The organism is Paenibacillus sp. GSMTC-2017 (assembly GCF_016019935.1).
Taxonomy (GTDB): Bacteria; Bacillota; Bacilli; order Paenibacillales; family Paenibacillaceae; genus Pristimantibacillus.
In genome coordinates this window covers 222,555-241,258 of record NZ_JAECMT010000004.1, presented here as the reverse complement: position 1 = coordinate 241,258, position 18,704 = coordinate 222,555, and the positions used below count along the sequence as shown (strand labels likewise).

Genomic DNA, 18,704 nt, shown 5'->3' with positions numbered 1-18,704 from the left:
ATTTAAGTTCTACTGAAAAGATTCGAAGTAAACCTTCTCGCTGACTCCATTGGTCCAAACCTGAATCGTTTCAACCATATGAAAGCAAACATCATTTGGAAACAACATAATAGTAACCAAACAGCTATGATCGTAAGCGGATTAAGGTGACCTCCTATGCCAACGCCCCATCCATAGAAAATAACGGAACAAAGTACATTTTGTATAACATAAGAGCTTAATGACATTTTACCAACCTGTTCGAATCTGTTCCACAACGAAAGTTTTTCACTTGATTCAACTAGCTTAGCTATTAATCCAATATAGCCAAGAGCAAGTATCGGCGCAAATAAATAGCGCATCGGCAAATCAAAACCTCCACCAGGTATGAAAATAAGTAAATTTAGAGGAATACCTATACCTAGCCCGAGGTTCAACAATTTCTTCCGTTTCTGCCGACCATCAGCATCCGGAGAAAAGTATCCTGATCTCATTAAACGCACACCTAGTAAAAACAGAAAAATATTCATTGGGATGACGAAGATCGCTTCCGACCGCAAAAATATAAAGTTATCTAAACGATATTGTACCTGCTGTAGCCAACTGCCTTCCTTGTATAGCAATATTGATTCTTTCATATCGCCTAAGGTTAACTGTCCACCCGTCACAGCAAGATAAACACCAAACGATAAAAGAAGCAACATCACAGCACCATGCAGTCCACCGACAATTTTCATTGTTCTTTTAATTGCACGATCTCCGCCTCTTATAATAAAAGCAACAATAATTGCCGTCACACCATAACTCATCAAAATATCGTACTCCATCACTATGATGAAATGAATTAGGCCTTCCGTCATTAGAATAATAGATGTCCATATATAAATACCTGGCCATGTATTACCCTTCCTTAACGTCTGTTGGTACTTCATCTCAAGCCCGACGCCGAACATAATGGTGAGCAAACCGAGCATTTTTCCATTGATCAAAAATAGGACAAACACTTTAATAAATTGTTGAATGGACTCCCACCACTGTATCCCGTTAGAGGAGAACATCTCATTTATATCGCCCATATGAGCAAATATCCAAATATTCGTCCCGAGCGTTCCCATAACGGCAAAGCCTCTTAAAATATCGAGCAATCGCAATCTGCTGCTATTCCCTTTCATCCTTCACACCATTCCCTTCATTTTGTTCATAACTTCATAATAAAGGAAATTGAAAACGATCGATATTCACAGCAGTCAGAGATTTGGTATGACAGTGTCACATGATACAACTATCAAGCTCCTCCTCATGCTATTGCAGTCTGAACTGCTGGTTGCCAAATTTACAAAAAGTTATACAAAAGGGGTTGTAAGCACTTACAAATATTATAATAATATAGTATCATCTGGTTGGGCTTGTTTATTTTTAAAATAGAAAGGATGGATTAATGATGAAAATGAAAATAGCGGTATTAGTTCTTCTTTCAACATTCTTTGCTTCCGTGGCAACAGCCGGTTATCAAGATGTAGGCGGTTTTGCAAGCAATAACGAGAGGGTGTATGCATCCTTATCTGCTTTCGGCGGTGATGCTTTTGCTCAAACAGGTGTTAATGACGTTGGACCGATTGGCGTCGATCTTACCGTTTATCACTCTATATGGACGTCAACTGGTTGGCAACAGACCGTGACGACTGTTTCCGATTATGAACCATTTAATGGAGTAGCACAAGCAAGTATCAATGTTAGTCTCGGCACTAATGCATATAGTTACCACTATTATTCTCCTGTAGGCTATGGCACTTGGACAGCTAGCGCTTTTACATCGTTTTAACCATTCATGATTGCAGTCCCTGTCCCTGATGAGCCTACAGGGACTGCCCTTTAGGAGGCCTATGAAAACATACGTAATTAAATTAGCAGGTTATGCCATCGTTATCGGCTGTGTCCTTCTTGTGTATGTTCTGCTGACGCAAGATAGACAAGTGAAAACAACATCAACTACCACTGCTCCAGCTGGGTTGACAGACATAAGTGATTTCCAGCATAAAATCTCTGATACGACTAAACGGAATGTGCCACAAGATCCAAAGATGCTGCAAGGATATGGATTGCGTCTATATGATTGGAATGGAAAGTTCGTCGAAGCTGAGCCAATTATAGCAAAGGATGACAAAGTTAAGATGGTTGTTTCAATGACAAACGCTACGGATGAATCGGATCGAGTTGGATTTTATCTGTTTGTGGACGGTAAACTGCAGCCATATCAGGTAGACGATGCCGGAGATACCATGTATGTATACTCGGATAAGATGCCTGCCAAATCAGTCCGCAATGTTCCGATCTCCTTCGAAGCCAAAGATTCTTCAGCCCCAGAGCGAACTCTGTTTATTGTTATGATTCACAAGATGAATGAGCTCCCCGGAGATCGAACGCCGCATATAGACTTTTTCACCCTATCCCTGAGAAAGCCCATCATTTTTCCCGAAGCAGACAAGAACGTGCAGACATTATTTCATTTTACGAAAACTAAACCGATTCCAGACTCATTCACGGGATTCTATAATGCTAAAAAAGTAAGTATCGCACTGACTCCAGAGACGGAAGAACTTACATTTAGCCAACAAGCGTTAATCTCTTTACCAGCTGACCAAACATCTCCCTTCATACTCCGAGGTGCCGGGCTTCCGGGGCGGTATGCTACAGTTCTGTTTCAAAATCATCAACCTGTTTTTCTAAGTGAAAACGAACCAGAAATATTTTGGGAAATCAAAGAGAAAGAAATGCTAGAGTTACCTGTCACTTTACAAACCGGAAACAGCTTGGAACCAATCCAGCTCTATTCGATCACTATTCCGCTTGATGGGCAACTCCCTGTTGCTGTTAACTCCCCTAAAATGAAGACAACCCCATAATAAACCTCCTCGCTTCTAAGTGGGGGCGAGGAGGTTTTTTATGGGGCCTCTTATTTGGCGACTGAAGTGATCATGTGTTGATACATTTACCTGATCCTTTTATTCTCAGAAATAATCAGAGAAGTATGGACGCTCCTGATGGATTAACTGTTCTAGTATACGAATAGAAGCTTCATCCGCCTGCATACGTCCTATTTTCGCCAAGTAGGTTGGTCGTTTGTATCCCATTAACATCGTCGTTAGTGTAGGAATATCTATTGTTACTGAGGGCGCTGCCCCTCCGTGCTTTATCGTTCCTTTTCCGTCTGCATCTACTGTTAGGGTGAAGGTTCCTTGATTCCATTCTAGCATTGGATCATGCACGTTGAGGACGAGACGAATCTCCTTCTCCTGATTTAGAAACGGATATTGCTCAATAAATAATACGATATCCACAATTCGTGCCATATAGTACGGAGCGATTGTTTCTTTAATATCGCCATCGTCTATGATGAAGGCAAGAGGTTCATCCTTGTAAATATCCCCTTTGACCATCGTAACCATTGAGAAATGCGCGCTAACGAAGTTCCATAGCCCCGTCCGAGCTTCTTCATTAATGAAAATCATTTCTTTCATTTGAAAAATTTCTTCCGCAATCCAATATAGCAAATATCCCGTAGGAACATCGTTATTATCATAATAAATCGCTACAGTCATATCATCTAAGTCCCACCGCAAATACTCTTCCCAAGCGAGTTCATTACGCAGCATCGCCCCATGATGTAGTTTGGCAAATTGCTCATATATCGATTTAATATCTGGATGCTCTATCGTTACTCGCTCGACATGACCAGATACATTTTTCAGCTTCGGCAGCTGCGTATCTGGTACTTCGAAAGATATTTTATTCGAAATAATTTCCCAGCCCTTGCGTCTGTAATAAGGAATCGAATACGGATATAAATAAGAAATCGATTGTTTCCGCTCTCGCATTTTGCTTAGTGCAAAAAGCATCAATCTGTTCATTAGCCCCAAATTAGCATATTCGGGATAGGTTCCGACCCCTGTCAGTCCCCCCATCTCATAAATACGACCATAAATGTTTACTTGAAACGGGTATACAGCGAGCTGAGAAATAAGCTTATCACCATCAAACCATCCCTGCACATCGGCATATTGAAGAATCGGTAGCTTGGACAATGTAATCTCACGATTTTCCCAGCCAAAGGTTTGTAGGTCACGATTAGTGACTTGAAACACATACCGCAACAAGTTATTGAATTGCTCACCATGTTCAGGTTCGATCTTTTTTAGTTTGAGTCTGTCATGCAATTTCCGTCGACTCATAAGTATGACCTCCAATTATTCAAACATAACTGGTATTTTATCACTCTATAGTGGAGCAAACAAATGAGAGCAATCAGAACGTATAGAGTCACATCACTTTTTTACAGGTATCATAATTGTAAATTCAGGATCTTTTGTATACGGGTCCTGATGCATCGGATATCGTTCAACATGAGTGACATCATCATCACAAGGCCGATAATCTTGGCTTTCGATCCACGCATAAATATTGTTGTAGGAAATATCAATGGTCTGCCCTTTAGTGTGTTCACATTTCGCATAGGTTAGTGCTGGAACTGTAATTGACTTCATTCCTTTTGGTACATCCTCAATTTCAGCAACTTCAACAACCGAATAATGGGTAAACCCAACCTCATCGTCTTGATAAGACAACCCTAACAGTATCTCTGGGTTCAGAACATGCTTAATCTCGTTAAACCGAGCCTGCATTTCCTCCTGTACAACTCGAATACGTCCAGCGCCTGCCTCGGCGAAAGTTCCCGACCATTTCAGGCCAACTGCTCTAAATGACTCTTTAGTGACTAGTACAGATTCATTCCTCTGTTCCATAGAATCGCCTCCGAAATAAGTATGGCTACGTTTATATTTTCTATTTTACAATAGAAATGTGACAGAATCTGTCAGAGTATAATTGAAGCAGGTGAAAAAGTTGACTAAGACGCAGCGGCTGCATGAAGTGATGGCTCGAATATACGAAAAAAAGACGTTTACTGTTAATGAACTTGCAGAAGAATTTCATGTGTCTTATCGAACGATGCTTAGATACGTGCAAGAACTAAGTGGTATGGGTGTTCCTTTATATGCGGAGGTTGGAAAGCACGGGGGATACAGTATATTAAAAAGCTTCTCTCAAAATAAAGGCACCGGCTCCTTCAAAAGAGTCATCAAACCTATGACAACTGTAGTTGGGTTTGAATTTAAAGCCCCCTTTACCGCGGTCTATATGGCTAAAGTTCGTATTCCATTATTGTGGGAAGAGTTAACTAGCAGAGCAAATGAAATTATTAATCCAGTAAATACAGAATATCGTATTGGTGTTTCTTTGAGCAGAAGTCATATATACCACTATATCGCTGGAATCGAAGTTACAACTCCAAAGTTGCTTCCACAAGATATGGTGAATATAACGTTACCACCACGTGAATATGTCGTTTACAATCATTCAGGTGAGACGAGTCGGGCCGAAATAGATGATACTTATTTTTTCCTCCTCGACAAATTGCGTAAACAGGGGCTGGATCACGATCCTACAGCCTACACACTCGAAGTATTCAAAGGTAATCATCTAAACGAGTTATCGATGCATATTCCGTTAAAGTAATGCGAGAGTGGGCTATGTAGTCAAAAAAGATATCCCCAGCATAGATCGTCACGTCTGCTCTGGGGACATCTTCCCTATTTCTATTTTAGTTAAATTGCCAGCAGCTTAAACTTAAGTTGCCGAATTGATAACTTTGATGAAGCAATTCCGCTTGGCGGTTTTTATCTCCCGCCCCCATTGCAAGCAACAAAGGAATAAAGTGTTCATTCGTAGGGACAGCTTCCGCTGCATAAGGAGCTAACTCTCTATAGTTGAACAGCGCTTCAACATCCCATGTTTTTAACTTGTTTTGCAGCCAGTTGTCGAACGATTCTGCCCACTCATCGTTACCTTCTCCCTGCCAATTCAATCTCCGCAAGTTATGAACGGTCCCGCCACTCCCAATAATAAGAACATCTTGTTCCCTGAGCTCGGCCAACGCTTTCCCTATTTGATACTGCTGCTCATTCGATAAGTATCGGTTTACGGATAAAGCTACTACCGGAATATCTGCATCAGGGTAGAGCAATTTGAGAACTGCCCATGCACCGTGGTCGAGTCCCCTTTGTTCGTCCAATACACTCTCTATACCATGCTTAGAAAACAATGAATGTATGTGGTCGGTAATCGAACGTTCCCCTTTTGCCGGATAGGTCAACTGATATAATTCATCTTGGAAACCTGAGAAATCGTAAATCGTCTCATACGTATCAACTGCACTGATGGACTGCGAAGTTTGTTCCCAGTGTGCCGAAAATAGTACGATTGCTTTAGGCTTAGGTGTACTCGCAGCAAAGTTTTTGACAAAATCGGTGTATTTATTATGTTCCAAAACAATGGATGGTGCACCATGCGCGAAAAAATAAGATGGCATCATATCCTCATTCACTCCTTATATGAATGCACATCGGCATCCTTGGTAAGAAAACTCACGAAATCTTGTTGATTCTGCTCGGAGACGCCATGATCTGTTGGATAAGACTTGAAAGTTAAGCGATCTGTTAGATTTTCAAAATAAGCCGCCGTCTCTTGCCCGATCTCAATCGGAAAAACAGAGTCGAATTGTCCATGTGAAATAAACACCGAAACCTCTTGTACACTCTTCAAGGCATACTCTGTTTTCACAAACGCAGGTACATACCCGTTCAACGCAACAATACCTTTCAATTGATCCCCCATCGTAAGGGCAAGCGTCATGGACAAGATTGCACCTTGGCTGAATCCGAGCAAATAACGTTTTGTCTCATCAATGGGATACTTCTCTGTCGCATAATGAATAAATGCTTCCAGTTGCTTAACCGCTTGATCGAACATTTCTCGAATAGGATTGCCTAAGCTTTTCAATTCATAATATTGATAACCTGCACCTAATGTAAGATCACCGCGAATGCCGACAATAATAAACTCATCGGAGACAGGCGCAACTAAACTAAACATATTTTTTTCGTTAGATCCTTTTCCGTGAAGGGTAAAGATTGCTCTGTATCGTTTGCCTGGGTCCATATGAGCCGGCAGTTGAATGTCATAGTGATAATTTGGGTTCATAGGAATAGCCCTCCATTACATTATGCGCTGCGTTTTTTAAATAAAATGTGATCAAGTGATACTGGCGAACGATCAGCAACAATGAGGTAAAGTGCTATTAGCATAAAAGTTAAATCCATCTCATACCCAGCCGATCCGTTGCTTCCAAGCAACCCTGCTGAAAGCTTTGCTGTAAAGACCGCACCAATGAGCATCACAACAAATGCCGCCGATACATAACGAGTTAAGAAACCGATAATCAGCATAATTCCTCCAACCAGTTCAAGAACTGCTACAACATAAGCCAATACGCCTGGAACACCTATCGAGCTGAACCAACCCTCTACATTCCCTAGACCCATCTGCAATTTACTAATACCATGGGCTAAAAATAATACCCCCAACACCACACGCATTATCGTTGTTACTACTGATACTTTAGTCATTTCCTTTTCTCTCCCTCTCTATTTATAAGTTATAGAAATGTTTATTTCGTATTACTAATATAAATCCCAACGATGTAGCATGTCAACAAAAATATTGTTATTATTAATTAATCATTCGTATTACAAATATTTTGTGAGGTGAAGACGGAATGAATATTGGCTCTACAATACGGGCAATTCGTAAACGCAAAAACATTACTATCGCCCAAATCTGCGAAGAAACGGGCTTATCCCAAGGTTTTATGAGCCAGGTCGAAACCAATAAAACTTCGCCATCCATAGCCACACTTGAAAGTATTGCTAAATCTCTAAAGGTTCCTTTAGCTTACTTGCTGCTGCAACAAGAAGAACGCATGAATATTGTCCGCAAAGATGAACGACGAATCACGAAAAGTGGTACGGAAGATTTGAAGGTGGAGCATCTAAGCTCTACAAAAAACGTAAGGATGATGATCGTCGAGCTTCCCCCTGGCGGTTCAACAGGCAATGTTCCGCACGCCCATGAAGGTGAAGAAGTTCATTTCGTCATGAAAGGAAGAATCTACGCAGAGCAAGGGGAAGATAATGCTGAATTTGGAGAGGGTGATTCCTTCAGCTGGAATGCCTGCACCCCCCATTTGGTCAGAAATATAGGGGAAGAAACTGCGATCGTTCTTATTTCTATCTACACGGAAAGCGAACAGACACAGGATTTTCTGTAGACAAATAAACAAACAACACCCCCTAGTAGAAGGTGTTGTTTGTTGTGCTGTTGCTATGCATAATCGTTTATATGTAAGGTGCGTAATATTCTTCGTAACATAACTTTGTCTCTTCGTACGTTGGGATTTCTAAGAACTCAACATTTTTTACATCTACTTGTAAAAAGTGATTTGCAAGTAATTTCACAGTTTTCTCAATCTCAGCCACATCCCAACGTTCGGAAAGTTTTGTCCACATATCAATATAAGTAGGTTTATGTCCTTTTTCATTAGTTGGAGCAAAATGTTCTACCTGATCAGATAAATCCTCTTCATCTCTAGGGTAAATATAACTGAAATCAAATTCTTTCTTACTATTCAAGAAGTTTTCGATTTCATTAATATATTCTTGCTCATCTCCTATTATATCGAGATCATATTTTAATAGATTAATAAGCGATAGCTTGGTTGATAGTTCAAAATACGCCACAAAATTATTTTTCTCCTTATCAGAATAAAGGGTTATTTCATCATTGCAGCTCTTATCAGTAAAGCCATAAACACCATACCAAAATAACCAATGTCGAACATGAACATATATCGTATCCATAACAATTCCCCTGTCTTGATACTGTTTTAGTTCTTCTATAATGCCAAATAATTGAGAAGAATGATACAATGATCACGAGAATCAATAAGGGAGATCGATTGAAATGACAGATAGTCCAAATTGGAAAAATGGTGCGAGCGGGCACAAGTTTATTGCCTCATTCAGCGGAGGGAAGGACAGTACTCTAGCCTTATATAAAGCAATGCAAGTTGGAGAACCCCTTGGACTCATCGTCATGCTCGAAGAGGAAGGCAAACGATCTCGATCACATGGCATGCCTCCAGAGTTGATACAAGCTCAAGCGGAATCCATCGGTTTGCCGTTATATTCGGCTGCTTCGAGCTGGGCGGATTACGAGGAAAACTTCGTTGGCCTGTTGAAAAACGCTAAAAACCAAGGGGCTGAAGTATTAGTTACAGGAGACTTGGATATGCCTGCTCATGGGTGCTGGCATGATGAAGTAACGAAAAAAGCTGGGCTCACGCTTGGAATGCCGCTATGGGAGATGGATCATCGTGAAGCTGTCGAGGAGTTTATCCAGCTAGGATTCACAACGATACTTGTCACTGTAAATCGCTCACTCGGGATGAAGGAAAAAGATTTAGGTCGTACGTTAACCCTTGACTATGTGAAGGAGCTTGAAGACCGTGGTATTGACCCCTGCGGAGAAGGCGGTGAGTTTCATACGACGGTTATCGATGGGCCTATTTTCGCAAATCCGATTCCAGTTCGTAAATGTGAAATCCTTAGGAATGGGGACTATTCCTTCTTGCCACTAGAGTTAGATATGGCGGCTTCTTCTGGTACATGATCATAACGTGAAAGGTTCACTCCTTCAAGGCAGTTTTTTGTCGTCTGAAGCTGCTCTCACATAACAAAAAAGGGCAAATAGTTTGCCCTTTTCTACACTATCAAATAATTATGTTTTGTTAAGTACGAGTTCCAACTGAACCGAAAGGTCATTTTCAGCTTCTAGAACGATAGTATGAGGACTCTTCATACCAAAATCGCTGAAAGCGACCGTTGTCTTGCCGGATAAGAGGAGTTGTCCCCCTTTATACATAGCTTCTGATTCAAATATGACTTCCTTCTCTAGACCTTTTACAGAGAGCGTACCTGTCATCGTAAGAGGTACAGATGTTCCTTCCGTCCATGTCTCAGGTAGTGGCGAAAATGATTTTGCCACAAATGTCGCTTCCGGATATTGGCTTGTTTCCAGAAGGTCGGGGCGTTCCTTCACATGGCTATCGCGTTGTTCATTGCCAGAACTGAGTCCATTCATATCGACAGCCCCTTTTCCGGTCATCGCCGCCTCTTCATTAATATCCACCGTCCACTGGCCTGTTACTTCTTCATTGACAAAGTTAACCGTTTCTTTTGAAGTCGTTACCGACCAATATACTTTAGATTCGTCAGCAATGTTCCATACACCATTCATTTGATCGGCTGACAATGCTTCGTTTACTTGAGATTCTGCGTTTGGAGAAGCGCTTGCTCCCTCGGTTGCCGTTCCACCTTCTTCTGTCGCCATAACTGACTCAATCTCAACCTTGTTGCCTAAGCTATTACTAATAAATAGATAAGAGCCAATTCCAATCAGTATGACTAAAAGGGCTGCTCCCACAACAACTTGATTTCTTTTCATCATAATCCTCCCATTCTTACGGCTAGCGTCCCTTTGCAACTACTAGGCGCGTTATTGCCGTTTCATATTAGTATCATAAAATAGAAACCTTTAAGGAACCTTAAAAATTGTATGCTTTTTCAATTTTTTTCTTATAATTGTAAACTTCTATATTTTAACCTCTGATTCGGCGGTCATTGCTGATTGTAAATTTTACATGGGCAATGCTACTTGCTTTTTTATCAATTGAGTAGTAAAGTGATAATATACTTAAACACGGGGGAGGAAAACGCAATGCGTAACAATACATTAGGATCGTTAATCTGGTTACGTTTAATGCGTTTTACGAGCCAAAGCAATGGAATGTCTGATACCTTTCTAAAACGTTTTGACTTAACGACTGCTCAATTTGAAGTATTGCTGCAAATTCACGTTCATCAACCGCTCACACAAATGGAATTAGCCAAAAAAGTGACGGTTACGCAAGGCGGTATTTCGCGTATGCTCGCACGTCTTGAAAAAGAACGTTATATTGTACGAAAGCAAGATTGGAAAACGAAAACGATCAGCCTTACAGAGAAAGCTGAATCTATTTTAGAACAAGCACTGCCTGAACAGATGGCATTTCAAACATCATTTTTTGATGATGTATTAAATGAAGAAGAACAAAAGATACTATATACACTAATGACACGACTGCATAAACATAGCCAGAAAAAAGAAATACCGCCCCAGTAGTATTTTTTTACACTATCACTTGACTAGTCAACTTATAAAGGGAGGAACAACAATGTATACCATACCAGGACATCACCATATCTCAATGCTTACAAAAAATGCTCAACTCAATAATCATTTTTACAAAAAAGTATTAGGGCTTCGCAGAGTGAAAAAGACGGTTAACCAAGACAACCCAAGTATGTACCACTTGTTTTACGGAGATTTAACAGGCAGCGCTGGAACGGAGCTTTCCTTTTTTGAAATGCCTCGTGCAGGCAGTACTGTTCGTGGCACAAATGCTATTACTGGAATTGGTTTACTTGTCCCCTCATTTGATAGCTTGGTGTATTGGAAAAACCGGTTTCAGTTATTAGATGTCTTGCACGGTGAAATGACAACCTACGCGGGACGAGACGCTTTACATTTTGAAGATCAGGAAGGGCTACGAATGATTTTGCTAAATAATAACGGCGAAGATATTCCTGATAACTGGTCAGCATGGGAAGATTCTGAAGTCCGGCAAAAACATCGTATATTAGGAATCGGCACAGTTGAAATAACGGTGCAGAACCTGGATCGATTAGCGGGAACGCTGAAGGATGTTTTCGGATATGCAGAAGTTTCTCGCTCTGATAAAGAAGCGATCTTTCAATCGGTTGCTGGGCAATCATTTGGTGAAATTGTCATCAAACAAGAAGATGGACCGAGTGAGAAACCCGGTAAAGGAAGCGTTCATCATTTGGCAATCCGCGTTAAAGATATTGACGAGCTTCGCTATTGGGATGAGGCAGTGAAGAAACGCGGCTACCACACATCTGGCATTATAGATCGTTATTACTTCCAAAGCTTATACTTCCGTGAGTCAAACGGTATTTTATTTGAAATAGCGACAGATGGTCCTGGATTCACAGCTGATTCAACAGTCGACGAACTAGGTAAAGCATTGGACTTGCCGCCATTTTTGGAGAAACAACGTGCAGAGATTGAAGCGAATCTCGTACCGCTCGATTAATTTATAAATCTCATCATGATAAGAAGGAGAGAGTGAACATGGAAAAGTATCGTATTCAAAAAGAAAAAGGTCTCGAATTCGGCTTATATTCGATTGGCGATCATTTGCCTAATCCGCATACAGGATCGATGATTAGTGCTGAACAGCGTATTCAAGAATTAATTGAGGCTAGCAAGCTAGCCGAAGAAGCAGGACTTGATGTATTCGCAGTTGGTGAAAGTCATCAAACTCATTTTACAACCCAGGCGCATACGGTCATATTAGGGGCTATTGCTCAAGCTACAAAAAAAATTAAAATCGCCAGCTCTGCAACGGTGTTAAGCACATCCGATCCCGTTCGCGTCTATGAGGACTTCTCTACCATTGATTTAATTTCTAAAGGACGTGCTGAAATTGTCGCTGGTCGTGGTTCACGTGTTGGAGCTTATAGCTTGCTCGGCTATGATGTACGTGATTATGAGGAATTATTTGAAGAAAAATTGGAGCTTCTGATGAAGCTAAACAACGAAGACAAGGTGACGTGGGAAGGTCAATTCCGTGCACCGCTGAGTCAAGCAGAAATTTTGCCGCAGCCTCAAAACGGCCACATGCCTATATGGCGTGCGGTTGGTGGACCTCCAGCTAGCGCGATTAAGGCTGGATACGCTGGAGTACCAATGATGCTCACAACACTTGGGGGGCCTGCAATTAGCTTCAAAGCTTCAGTTGATGCGTACAGAGAAGCAGCAGCACTAACTGGATTTGATCCCAATGAATTGCCAATCGCAACTACAAGCTTGCTCTATACAGCAGAAAATTCACAGGATGCGCTTCGTGAATATTATCCACACGCTAATTCGGGTATGCAAGCTCTACGCGGTGGCGGCTATCCGAAGCAACAATTCGCACAATCTGTCGATTACCGTGATGCGTTAATGATTGGCAGCCCGCAACAACTCATTGAAAAGATGCTTTACCAATACGAGTTGTATGGTCATCAGCGCTTTATGGCACAGATCGACTTTGGCGGAGTTCCCTTCGATAAAATCGCTAAAAATATTGAGTTGATTGCAACACAAATTATGCCTGCCATTAAGAAACATACTGCCAATAAATAAGGAGTGATTAGGGTGAAAATTGTTGGTATCTCCGGTTCTAACGTAGGCTCTAAAACGCGTACAGCAATGAATTATACACTGAGTGCGACACGTAAAAAATATCCCGATGCAGAAATTACATTACTTGACCTAGCTGAATATAACATGGTTTTTAGTGACGGTCGAAACTATTCGGACTATGAGGGCGATACAAAATTCGTCACAGAAACAATCATGTCAGCGGATGCTATCATTATCGGAACACCAGTATTTCAGGCGTCTATTCCAGCGACTTTAAAAAATATTTTTGACTTATTGCCCGTGAATGCTTTCCGCGACAAAGTGGTCAGTATGCTAGTTACTGCTGGCACCGCTAAACATTATTTGATGGTAGAGCAGCAATTAAAGCCGATCCTCGCATATATGAAGGCGCATATTGTACAAACTTTCGTATTTATCGAAGAAAAAGATTTCCTGCGAAAAGAAATTGTAAATGATGATGTTCTCTTCCGTATAGAGCGTTTAGTAGAAGATACCGTCATGCTCGTCGATGCATATGTCAAGATTCGTGAAGCAAAAGATGCGGAATACGACTTTTAATCATTATTTGCTAAGAAACAGAATTAGAGCGCTGCCTAGTAGGCAAGCGCTCTTCATTTTAACTTATGTATTTCGGAGATTTATAATTGAGACTCTGATTCAGCAACCTTTTTTACCTTCTCTAGAAATTCAACAACAACCTTCTCCGTCGCAAATATCATAAACAGCTTCACATACCACTTTAAAGGTTTATTGGTTGCTGTGTATGTAAGCTTTGTTTGCTGACCATTAATCCGATGCAATTCATATAAAGCTGTAATCTCAAAGGTGTTTGCCAGTGTGAATCCGATCTTCACTTTCTTATCATCCAGATTATTTGAATATTCTAGCGTATGGACGTCATATTCCTCGATTCGTTTGCCTTCTTTATACTTTTGACGATATACACTGCCGACAAAGTCTTTCGTTATTTTGATCGGTTCATTCTCTATCACTTGAGGCATAATCTTTTGCATCTGTTCTAACGAACCATCTAAGTATGACCATACCTGTTCAATTGGAGCATTTATCTCAATTGCTCTTGACCATTGTTTCACGATACTTACCCCCCGTTGAAATTGCTTTTATATAATCTACCCTTTTTACTATTTGTAATACGATCCACGATTCATCTGAAGCAAGGAACACGACAAGATAGGCTACATCTTCAGGCGTACCTAAACGCTTCAATGGAATGCTGCTTGCTATTTGATCAGTAGTTGCATTAAAACCAGAAGCTACTTGATTTCCCATCGACGTTTCGATGACGCCGGGATGAATGGAGTTAACACGAATTTGATCTTGTGCAACTTCCATTGCAACATCCTTCGTCATAATGCGAACGGCTCCTTTGCTTGCACCATATAAGGAGGAGTTTGAAGCACCTTTTAGTTAAATTAATATCCAATGAATCGTTTTATTGTATCAATGGATAAAACAACTAACCAAGAAACATCTTAATAAAAAGAAATGAATGAGGTGTGAGCTATGCATACCGTATGGAAAGGCGCAATTAGCTTTGGATTAGTACATGTACCGGTCAAAATGTTTACGGCAGTTGAAGATAAAGACATCAGTTTCCGCAGCTTACATAAAGATTGTGGCATGCCTATAAATTACGCAAAGACCTGTCGGCATTGTGATAAAGAAATTAGTCCGGACGAAATAGTAAAAGGGTTTGAGTATGAAAAAGACAAATTCGTAATCGTCAATAATGATGAATTAGAAGAGATTAAAGATGAGTCAGCTAAAACTATCAAAATCCTTGATTTTGTGGACCTGCAGGAAATAGATCCACTCTACTTTCAAAAGGCATATTATCTCTCCCCCGATATGGCAGGAGCTGGCGCATATAGCTTGTTGCTTGAGGCAATTAAGCAAACGGGCAAGATAGGCATAGCTAAAGTATCCATTCGCAGCAAGAGCAGCCTTGCTGCAATAAGGGTAGTTGAGAACTGCATTTGTTTGGAGACTATGCACTTTCCCGATGAGATCCGCTCACTTACCCAAGTCCCTAATCTTCCTTCTGAAACCGTTTTGGTAAACGAAAAAGAACTGCTAATGGCAAAAGCACTTGTAGAACAACTTAGCGAGCAGTTTGATCCTACTAAATACACTGATGACTATCGCATCGCATTAACACAGTTAATTGAGCAAAAAATTGCTAATGAGAGTACCGATATTGTTGCAGCTCCTGCCTCAGAAGGGCGATCAAATGTGATAGACCTAATGACTGCTTTGCAAGCAAGTCTCGATGCTACAAAAGCGCCAACGGTAACGGATGCACCGAAAAAGAAAAAGCGGAAACCTACATCTAAGGCAAAGGATACTGCATCGTGATGCAGCTCCCTTCTATTCCAATGGCTCCAATCACATCAACCGATATCCCGACAGGCCCAGAATGGGGATATCAAATCAAATGGGATGGTGTTAGGACGTTAGTTAGGTTGGATGGCAATGGCGGTGTAGAAATTTTTTCAAAACGTGTAGAACCACGAAATGACCGCTTCCCTGAAATTGTTGAACTTTTGAGTCCTTTACGAATTGGGGCTTGTGTCCTTGATGGTGAAATAGCCTATTTTGATGGCATACGACCAAACTTCAAACGAGTCTTAGTTGGCGTTAACCGTAAAAAGTTTGATGACAACCTCATATTTGTTGCGTTTGACATGCTTTACGACGATGGAGATGATATCCGCTCTCTTCCCTTTCAGGATCGCTTCGAAAGGCTTGCTAATAGACTGCCTGTTAAAATGCCTCGATTATTTGTGACTGACCTTATGTATGATGGTCCTGCTTTATGGGACTGGGTTAACACGCGTGAATGGGAGGGCATTATATCCAAGCGCTTAGACAGCCCCTATGTCGAGGCAAAAAAGCACATGTACTGGTTTAAAAAGCGTAAAGAAGTTCGTATTACCGCTGACGTTGTAGGGATTAAACTTAAAGCTGGGCTTGTATCTAGCCTTGTTTTAAGTAATGAGGGCAAGTACATAGGTCATGTAGCAGGGATAGATGCTAAATCCAAAAAGGTGCTGGCACAATTTATGGTGGATCATCCAGGAAAATGTCCCTTCCCCAACCTTTCGGCTGGGATGAAAAAAGCTGAAATTGCTTGGCTTGGTGTTTCATTCCCTTGCCGTGTTACAGCACTTGAGTTTACCGATGGTGGAGTTTTACGTCAACCTAAATTGATTGGATTTGGTGCAGAATGAGAGAAGGCGACTTAGTGCGCTTGCGCGGTGATAAAAAAGTTGGAAGAGTCCACAGAATTAAAAACAGAAGTGTGGAAGTTGAATGGACTCTCAATAAACTTATGAGCCAAGGAATGTTTAAACATATTTCAGAATATGAAATAGATGATTTAGAAGGAGTTTAGACATGTCAAAACATGATAAACCGACTGAGCAAGAGGCTCTTATAGCGGAAATCAATAAGACATCTCAAGAATTAGACCTTGTTGTCGGGAGTGTTATGAACGGTAAGATGGGACCCGATGACGCTACTGAATGGTTGGAGTACGAAGCTGGCGAGGTCGTAGAAACGTTAGATAAGGCGAAAGCTTTTATTGAAGAAAGAAACTGAAAATATATGGGCGTTTAAAAAATTCCTTTCGTCTTATGCAGTTATGAGATGGCTTCTGAATTCATCAGGAGCCATCTTACAGGTTTACAATTTAGAATTTAGTTGGGTTGCTTAATTAAAAGAGCCTGTGGAGCAAAAGATGCCCACAAGCCCGCGTTTACGATATCTTTGTTTTATCTTTGTTCCAGCTCATTCCGAAACAATCTGAACCAAACCCTAACTCCTACCTTTTCTAGCTATGCAAACCTCCTACCAGTCGGGGGCAATCACGATACGGTCCAACTGGAATTTGGATCAGGGTGGCTATGCCTTGCGAAGTCATCTTATAGATATCATCACACACGCTAGCATCAAATCCGAGGAGCGGATGCCCCCCCATCCCCATAGCAGATGCTGCCAATAGTAGACGTTGCACAAGCATACCCGCTTCCATCTGTTGAATACGATATCCTCTAAACCCTAATGCTGTTGTGAGATAATCCCTATCTCCTGCCACATGAAAGCATAGCGGCACTTGAAAGAGGTTCACATTGTCGGAAGACATCCCTTCTTGCAGCCTGAGCCGATGATCTCCTTGACGTACCCGCCGCAACATATGAACAGCGCTGTCATAGCGATAAGCACCGTCGGGAATGCCATCAACGTTATGCAAACATACGTACAAAGAAACGCGAGAAACGTTTTTTTCTTGTGCTCCATCCAAATCATTCCGATACCTAAAAGAAGCCGTTGCCTCCTGCAGTAGTTGGGCCAACTGCTCAAGGCTTACCTTACCCATAACAAAATCACCATCCGGTGAAAATCGGTTTCGGCTTACTGACGCGAGGTCATACGACAACTGCTTCACGCGGGGCAGAACCATCGCTTGAAGCTCGGAGTAAACGATCTTCTCTCTCCAAATTCGCGGTAACTGCCCAATCGATTCCAACTGGGAAGCTTCGTTCATCTTGATTAGCATCGGAAATTCCTTGACCCTTCGAGATCGGACGTAGTGTTCATGTTGAATCGTAGTCAGCTTCCCGCCTAATTCAGTGGCGGAGATGCCCCCCTCTCCCTCAGGAAACCATGGAGTCACAGACTCCACTGACAGCGGAATCACTGCATACACACTCTCCTCTTGATCAGATAATCCGAGGAGATGATTTATAGCTCGATCAAGAAACTGGAAATGCACGCCCGACGCAAAGCCGCATCGTTTCGTCACTTCCAAAAGCTGCCCCATCAATGCACCTGCATCCAGTCCTTGAAGGCGGTAAGAAAAGTTATTGTATTTAAAAAAGTTTTTCCAGAACATAGTCGATACAAACACAGCACCAAAGCAAGCCGATACGTCACAGCGATTGCCTAAGGCCTGAGCCAAATAAGAATCGAAGTTTCCTTCGCGCAGCAACACCAAGCGGTGGTGAGCCACATCATAATGATAGACCCCCGCAGGCAAATCATCTAGCTTCAGATACACGTATAATTCATTCGGATATAATGCTCCCCCGGAGGGAACAAACCGCCGATACAATTGGAGAGGGCCAACGTTTAGTGCCATGGGATTCGAGGCAGGAATGGACTGGCACAATTGTGTGAGCCCGAATATATACCAGAGAATATGACCCATTCGATGAAGGTCTGGCAACACTTGTACTTCATTCTCTATGAGCGTCAGCGGTACTACCGGAGATAACGGAACGACTGGCAAACCGCGGTAGAGCTTATATGCAAGCGGCCCATCCTCCCAATCCACTACCACATCCGGTGGTTTGGTCTTCTCAATGTCATAATGTAAGTTGTGCAGAAATGTTTCCAGCCTCATGCTTCTCCCTCCTGGT

23 protein-coding genes and 1 pseudogene are annotated in these 18,704 nt (G+C 41.6%); 13 read left to right on the top strand and 11 right to left on the bottom strand.

Going from position 1 to position 18,704, the window contains the following annotated elements:
• Positions 1-2 precede the first annotated feature (2 nt).
• Positions 3-1,151, bottom strand: a complete 1,149-nt coding sequence (locus I6N90_RS17080) for a DUF418 domain-containing protein (RefSeq protein WP_197936835.1) — start codon at positions 1,149-1,151, stop codon at positions 3-5.
• Positions 1,152-1,417: 266 nt separating this feature from the next.
• Here I6N90_RS17080 and I6N90_RS17075 point away from each other — a divergent pair, with 266 nt between their 5' ends.
• Positions 1,418-1,801 carry a hypothetical protein gene (locus tag I6N90_RS17075; RefSeq protein WP_232243073.1) on the top strand — a complete coding sequence of 128 codons (384 nt, stop codon included), beginning with the start codon at positions 1,418-1,420 and terminating at the stop codon, positions 1,799-1,801.
• Positions 1,802-1,862: 61 nt separating this feature from the next.
• Positions 1,863-2,882 (top strand): hypothetical protein, encoded by a 1,020-nt coding sequence (locus I6N90_RS17070; RefSeq protein ID WP_197936833.1) that lies wholly within the window; start codon positions 1,863-1,865, stop codon positions 2,880-2,882.
• Between the two features lie 105 nt (positions 2,883-2,987).
• Here I6N90_RS17070 and I6N90_RS17065 read toward each other — a convergent pair whose 3' ends face one another.
• Together I6N90_RS17065 and I6N90_RS17060 are read right to left on the bottom strand one after the other, a co-directional pair.
• Positions 2,988-4,208 (bottom strand): GNAT family N-acetyltransferase, encoded by a 1,221-nt coding sequence (locus tag I6N90_RS17065; RefSeq protein WP_197936832.1) that lies wholly within the window; start codon positions 4,206-4,208, stop codon positions 2,988-2,990.
• Positions 4,209-4,301: 93 nt separating this feature from the next.
• On the bottom strand, positions 4,302-4,778 hold the full coding sequence (locus tag I6N90_RS17060) for a GyrI-like domain-containing protein (protein WP_197936831.1): 477 nt from the start codon (positions 4,776-4,778) through the stop codon (positions 4,302-4,304).
• Between the two features lie 91 nt (positions 4,779-4,869).
• Here I6N90_RS17060 and I6N90_RS17055 point away from each other — a divergent pair, with 91 nt between their 5' ends.
• Positions 4,870-5,550: an HTH domain-containing protein gene (locus I6N90_RS17055; RefSeq protein ID WP_332262468.1), complete on the top strand. Its 681-nt coding sequence runs from the start codon at positions 4,870-4,872 to the stop codon at positions 5,548-5,550.
• An 85-nt stretch (positions 5,551-5,635) separates the two neighbouring features.
• Here the strand turns inward: I6N90_RS17055 and I6N90_RS17050 are convergent, their stop codons facing one another.
• The 3 genes from I6N90_RS17050 to I6N90_RS17040 are packed head-to-tail and all read right to left on the bottom strand — an operon-like array spanning position 5,636 to position 7,499.
• Positions 5,636-6,406, bottom strand: a complete 771-nt coding sequence (locus tag I6N90_RS17050) for a DODA-type extradiol aromatic ring-opening family dioxygenase (protein WP_197936830.1) — start codon at positions 6,404-6,406, stop codon at positions 5,636-5,638.
• An 8-nt stretch (positions 6,407-6,414) separates the two neighbouring features.
• Positions 6,415-7,074, bottom strand: coding sequence for an alpha/beta hydrolase (locus tag I6N90_RS17045; protein ID WP_197936829.1), 660 nt, complete (start codon positions 7,072-7,074; stop codon positions 6,415-6,417).
• A gap of 20 nt (positions 7,075-7,094) precedes the next feature.
• Complete coding sequence (locus I6N90_RS17040) at positions 7,095-7,499, bottom strand: DoxX family protein (RefSeq protein ID WP_197936828.1); 405 nt, start codon at positions 7,497-7,499, stop codon at positions 7,095-7,097.
• A 149-nt stretch (positions 7,500-7,648) separates the two neighbouring features.
• On the opposite strand from I6N90_RS17040, the gene I6N90_RS17035 reads away from it, so the two are divergent.
• A complete protein-coding gene (locus tag I6N90_RS17035) occupies positions 7,649-8,200 on the top strand; it encodes a helix-turn-helix domain-containing protein (protein ID WP_197936827.1) in 552 nt (183 codons plus the stop codon).
• A 67-nt stretch (positions 8,201-8,267) separates the two neighbouring features.
• Here I6N90_RS17035 and I6N90_RS17030 read toward each other — a convergent pair whose 3' ends face one another.
• The gene (locus I6N90_RS17030) at positions 8,268-8,789 is read right to left on the bottom strand and encodes a hypothetical protein (RefSeq protein ID WP_197936826.1); all 522 of its coding nucleotides are present in this window, start codon (positions 8,787-8,789) and stop codon (positions 8,268-8,270) included.
• Positions 8,790-8,892: 103 nt separating this feature from the next.
• On the opposite strand from I6N90_RS17030, the gene I6N90_RS17025 reads away from it, so the two are divergent.
• Entirely contained in the window at positions 8,893-9,600 is a 708-nt protein-coding gene (locus tag I6N90_RS17025) for a diphthine--ammonia ligase (RefSeq protein WP_197936825.1), read from the top strand.
• Between the two features lie 108 nt (positions 9,601-9,708).
• Here the strand turns inward: I6N90_RS17025 and I6N90_RS17020 are convergent, their stop codons facing one another.
• Positions 9,709-10,437 carry a YceI family protein gene (locus I6N90_RS17020; protein WP_232243072.1) on the bottom strand — a complete coding sequence of 243 codons (729 nt, stop codon included), beginning with the start codon at positions 10,435-10,437 and terminating at the stop codon, positions 9,709-9,711.
• 270 nt (positions 10,438-10,707) lie between these two features.
• Between I6N90_RS17020 and I6N90_RS17015 the strand changes: the two genes are divergently transcribed.
• From I6N90_RS17015 to I6N90_RS17000, 4 genes are read left to right on the top strand one after another with little or no spacing between them, the layout of a single operon-like run.
• Positions 10,708-11,151 carry a MarR family winged helix-turn-helix transcriptional regulator gene (locus I6N90_RS17015; RefSeq protein ID WP_197936823.1) on the top strand — a complete coding sequence of 148 codons (444 nt, stop codon included), beginning with the start codon at positions 10,708-10,710 and terminating at the stop codon, positions 11,149-11,151.
• 52 nt (positions 11,152-11,203) lie between these two features.
• Positions 11,204-12,145 carry a ring-cleaving dioxygenase gene (locus I6N90_RS17010; protein ID WP_197936822.1) on the top strand — a complete coding sequence of 314 codons (942 nt, stop codon included), beginning with the start codon at positions 11,204-11,206 and terminating at the stop codon, positions 12,143-12,145.
• Positions 12,146-12,183: 38 nt separating this feature from the next.
• On the top strand, positions 12,184-13,242 hold the full coding sequence (locus tag I6N90_RS17005) for an LLM class flavin-dependent oxidoreductase (RefSeq protein ID WP_197936821.1): 1,059 nt from the start codon (positions 12,184-12,186) through the stop codon (positions 13,240-13,242).
• Positions 13,243-13,254: 12 nt separating this feature from the next.
• A complete protein-coding gene (locus tag I6N90_RS17000) occupies positions 13,255-13,821 on the top strand; it encodes an NADPH-dependent FMN reductase (protein WP_197936820.1) in 567 nt (188 codons plus the stop codon).
• 80 nt (positions 13,822-13,901) lie between these two features.
• On the opposite strand, the gene I6N90_RS16995 is transcribed toward I6N90_RS17000, so the two are convergent.
• Together I6N90_RS16995 and I6N90_RS16990 are read right to left on the bottom strand one after the other, a co-directional pair.
• A complete protein-coding gene (locus I6N90_RS16995) occupies positions 13,902-14,357 on the bottom strand; it encodes an SRPBCC family protein (RefSeq protein ID WP_197936819.1) in 456 nt (151 codons plus the stop codon).
• Positions 14,332-14,673, bottom strand: a pseudogene (locus I6N90_RS16990) (SDR family NAD(P)-dependent oxidoreductase); the annotation flags it as partial. The gene I6N90_RS16995 and the pseudogene I6N90_RS16990, both read right to left, overlap by 26 nt.
• A 114-nt stretch (positions 14,674-14,787) precedes the next feature.
• Between I6N90_RS16990 and ku the strand changes: the two are divergent.
• The 4 genes from ku to I6N90_RS16970 are packed head-to-tail and all read left to right on the top strand — an operon-like array spanning position 14,788 to position 16,884.
• Positions 14,788-15,639, top strand: a complete 852-nt coding sequence (gene ku, locus I6N90_RS16985) for a non-homologous end joining protein Ku (protein ID WP_197936818.1) — start codon at positions 14,788-14,790, stop codon at positions 15,637-15,639.
• Entirely contained in the window at positions 15,639-16,514 is an 876-nt protein-coding gene (locus I6N90_RS16980) for an ATP-dependent DNA ligase (RefSeq protein ID WP_232243122.1), read from the top strand. The genes ku and I6N90_RS16980 overlap by 1 nt, the downstream gene beginning before the upstream one ends.
• Positions 16,511-16,678, top strand: a complete 168-nt coding sequence (locus I6N90_RS16975; RefSeq protein WP_197936816.1) for a hypothetical protein — start codon at positions 16,511-16,513, stop codon at positions 16,676-16,678. Before I6N90_RS16980 ends, I6N90_RS16975 begins: the two co-directional genes overlap by 4 nt.
• Before the next feature lie 2 nt (positions 16,679-16,680).
• Positions 16,681-16,884, top strand: coding sequence for a hypothetical protein (locus I6N90_RS16970; protein ID WP_197936815.1), 204 nt, complete (start codon positions 16,681-16,683; stop codon positions 16,882-16,884).
• Between the two features lie 232 nt (positions 16,885-17,116).
• On the opposite strand, the gene I6N90_RS16965 is transcribed toward I6N90_RS16970, so the two are convergent.
• Positions 17,117-18,688: a SagB family peptide dehydrogenase gene (locus I6N90_RS16965; protein WP_197936814.1), complete on the bottom strand. Its 1,572-nt coding sequence runs from the start codon at positions 18,686-18,688 to the stop codon at positions 17,117-17,119.
• Positions 18,689-18,704: the final 16 nt, after the last annotated feature.

Excerpts from the sequence above, each read along its gene's own strand:
- I6N90_RS17015 (WP_197936823.1), top strand. The coding sequence starts at position 10,708 with ATGCGTAACAATACATTAGGATCGTTAATCTGGTTACGTTTAATGCGT.
- I6N90_RS17075 (WP_232243073.1), top strand. The coding sequence starts at position 1,418 with ATGATGAAAATGAAAATAGCGGTATTAGTTCTTCTTTCAACATTCTTT.
- I6N90_RS17010 (WP_197936822.1), top strand. The coding sequence starts at position 11,204 with ATGTATACCATACCAGGACATCACCATATCTCAATGCTTACAAAAAAT.
- I6N90_RS16980 (WP_232243122.1), top strand. The coding sequence starts at position 15,639 with ATGCAGCTCCCTTCTATTCCAATGGCTCCAATCACATCAACCGATATC.
- I6N90_RS17020 (WP_232243072.1), bottom strand. The coding sequence starts at position 10,437 with ATGATGAAAAGAAATCAAGTTGTTGTGGGAGCAGCCCTTTTAGTCATA.
- I6N90_RS17040 (WP_197936828.1), bottom strand. The coding sequence starts at position 7,499 with ATGACTAAAGTATCAGTAGTAACAACGATAATGCGTGTGGTGTTGGGG.
- I6N90_RS17005 (WP_197936821.1), top strand. The coding sequence starts at position 12,184 with ATGGAAAAGTATCGTATTCAAAAAGAAAAAGGTCTCGAATTCGGCTTA.
- I6N90_RS17035 (WP_197936827.1), top strand. The coding sequence starts at position 7,649 with ATGAATATTGGCTCTACAATACGGGCAATTCGTAAACGCAAAAACATT.
- I6N90_RS17070 (WP_197936833.1), top strand. The coding sequence starts at position 1,863 with ATGAAAACATACGTAATTAAATTAGCAGGTTATGCCATCGTTATCGGC.
- I6N90_RS17025 (WP_197936825.1), top strand. The coding sequence starts at position 8,893 with ATGACAGATAGTCCAAATTGGAAAAATGGTGCGAGCGGGCACAAGTTT.
- I6N90_RS16970 (WP_197936815.1), top strand. The coding sequence starts at position 16,681 with ATGTCAAAACATGATAAACCGACTGAGCAAGAGGCTCTTATAGCGGAA.
- I6N90_RS17065 (WP_197936832.1), bottom strand. The coding sequence starts at position 4,208 with ATGAGTCGACGGAAATTGCATGACAGACTCAAACTAAAAAAGATCGAA.
- I6N90_RS16975 (WP_197936816.1), top strand. The coding sequence starts at position 16,511 with ATGAGAGAAGGCGACTTAGTGCGCTTGCGCGGTGATAAAAAAGTTGGA.
- I6N90_RS17030 (WP_197936826.1), bottom strand. The coding sequence starts at position 8,789 with ATGGATACGATATATGTTCATGTTCGACATTGGTTATTTTGGTATGGT.
- I6N90_RS17080 (WP_197936835.1), bottom strand. The coding sequence starts at position 1,151 with ATGAAAGGGAATAGCAGCAGATTGCGATTGCTCGATATTTTAAGAGGC.
- ku (WP_197936818.1), top strand. The coding sequence starts at position 14,788 with ATGCATACCGTATGGAAAGGCGCAATTAGCTTTGGATTAGTACATGTA.
- I6N90_RS17045 (WP_197936829.1), bottom strand. The coding sequence starts at position 7,074 with ATGAACCCAAATTATCACTATGACATTCAACTGCCGGCTCATATGGAC.
- I6N90_RS16965 (WP_197936814.1), bottom strand. The coding sequence starts at position 18,688 with ATGAGGCTGGAAACATTTCTGCACAACTTACATTATGACATTGAGAAG.
- I6N90_RS17060 (WP_197936831.1), bottom strand. The coding sequence starts at position 4,778 with ATGGAACAGAGGAATGAATCTGTACTAGTCACTAAAGAGTCATTTAGA.
- I6N90_RS17050 (WP_197936830.1), bottom strand. The coding sequence starts at position 6,406 with ATGATGCCATCTTATTTTTTCGCGCATGGTGCACCATCCATTGTTTTG.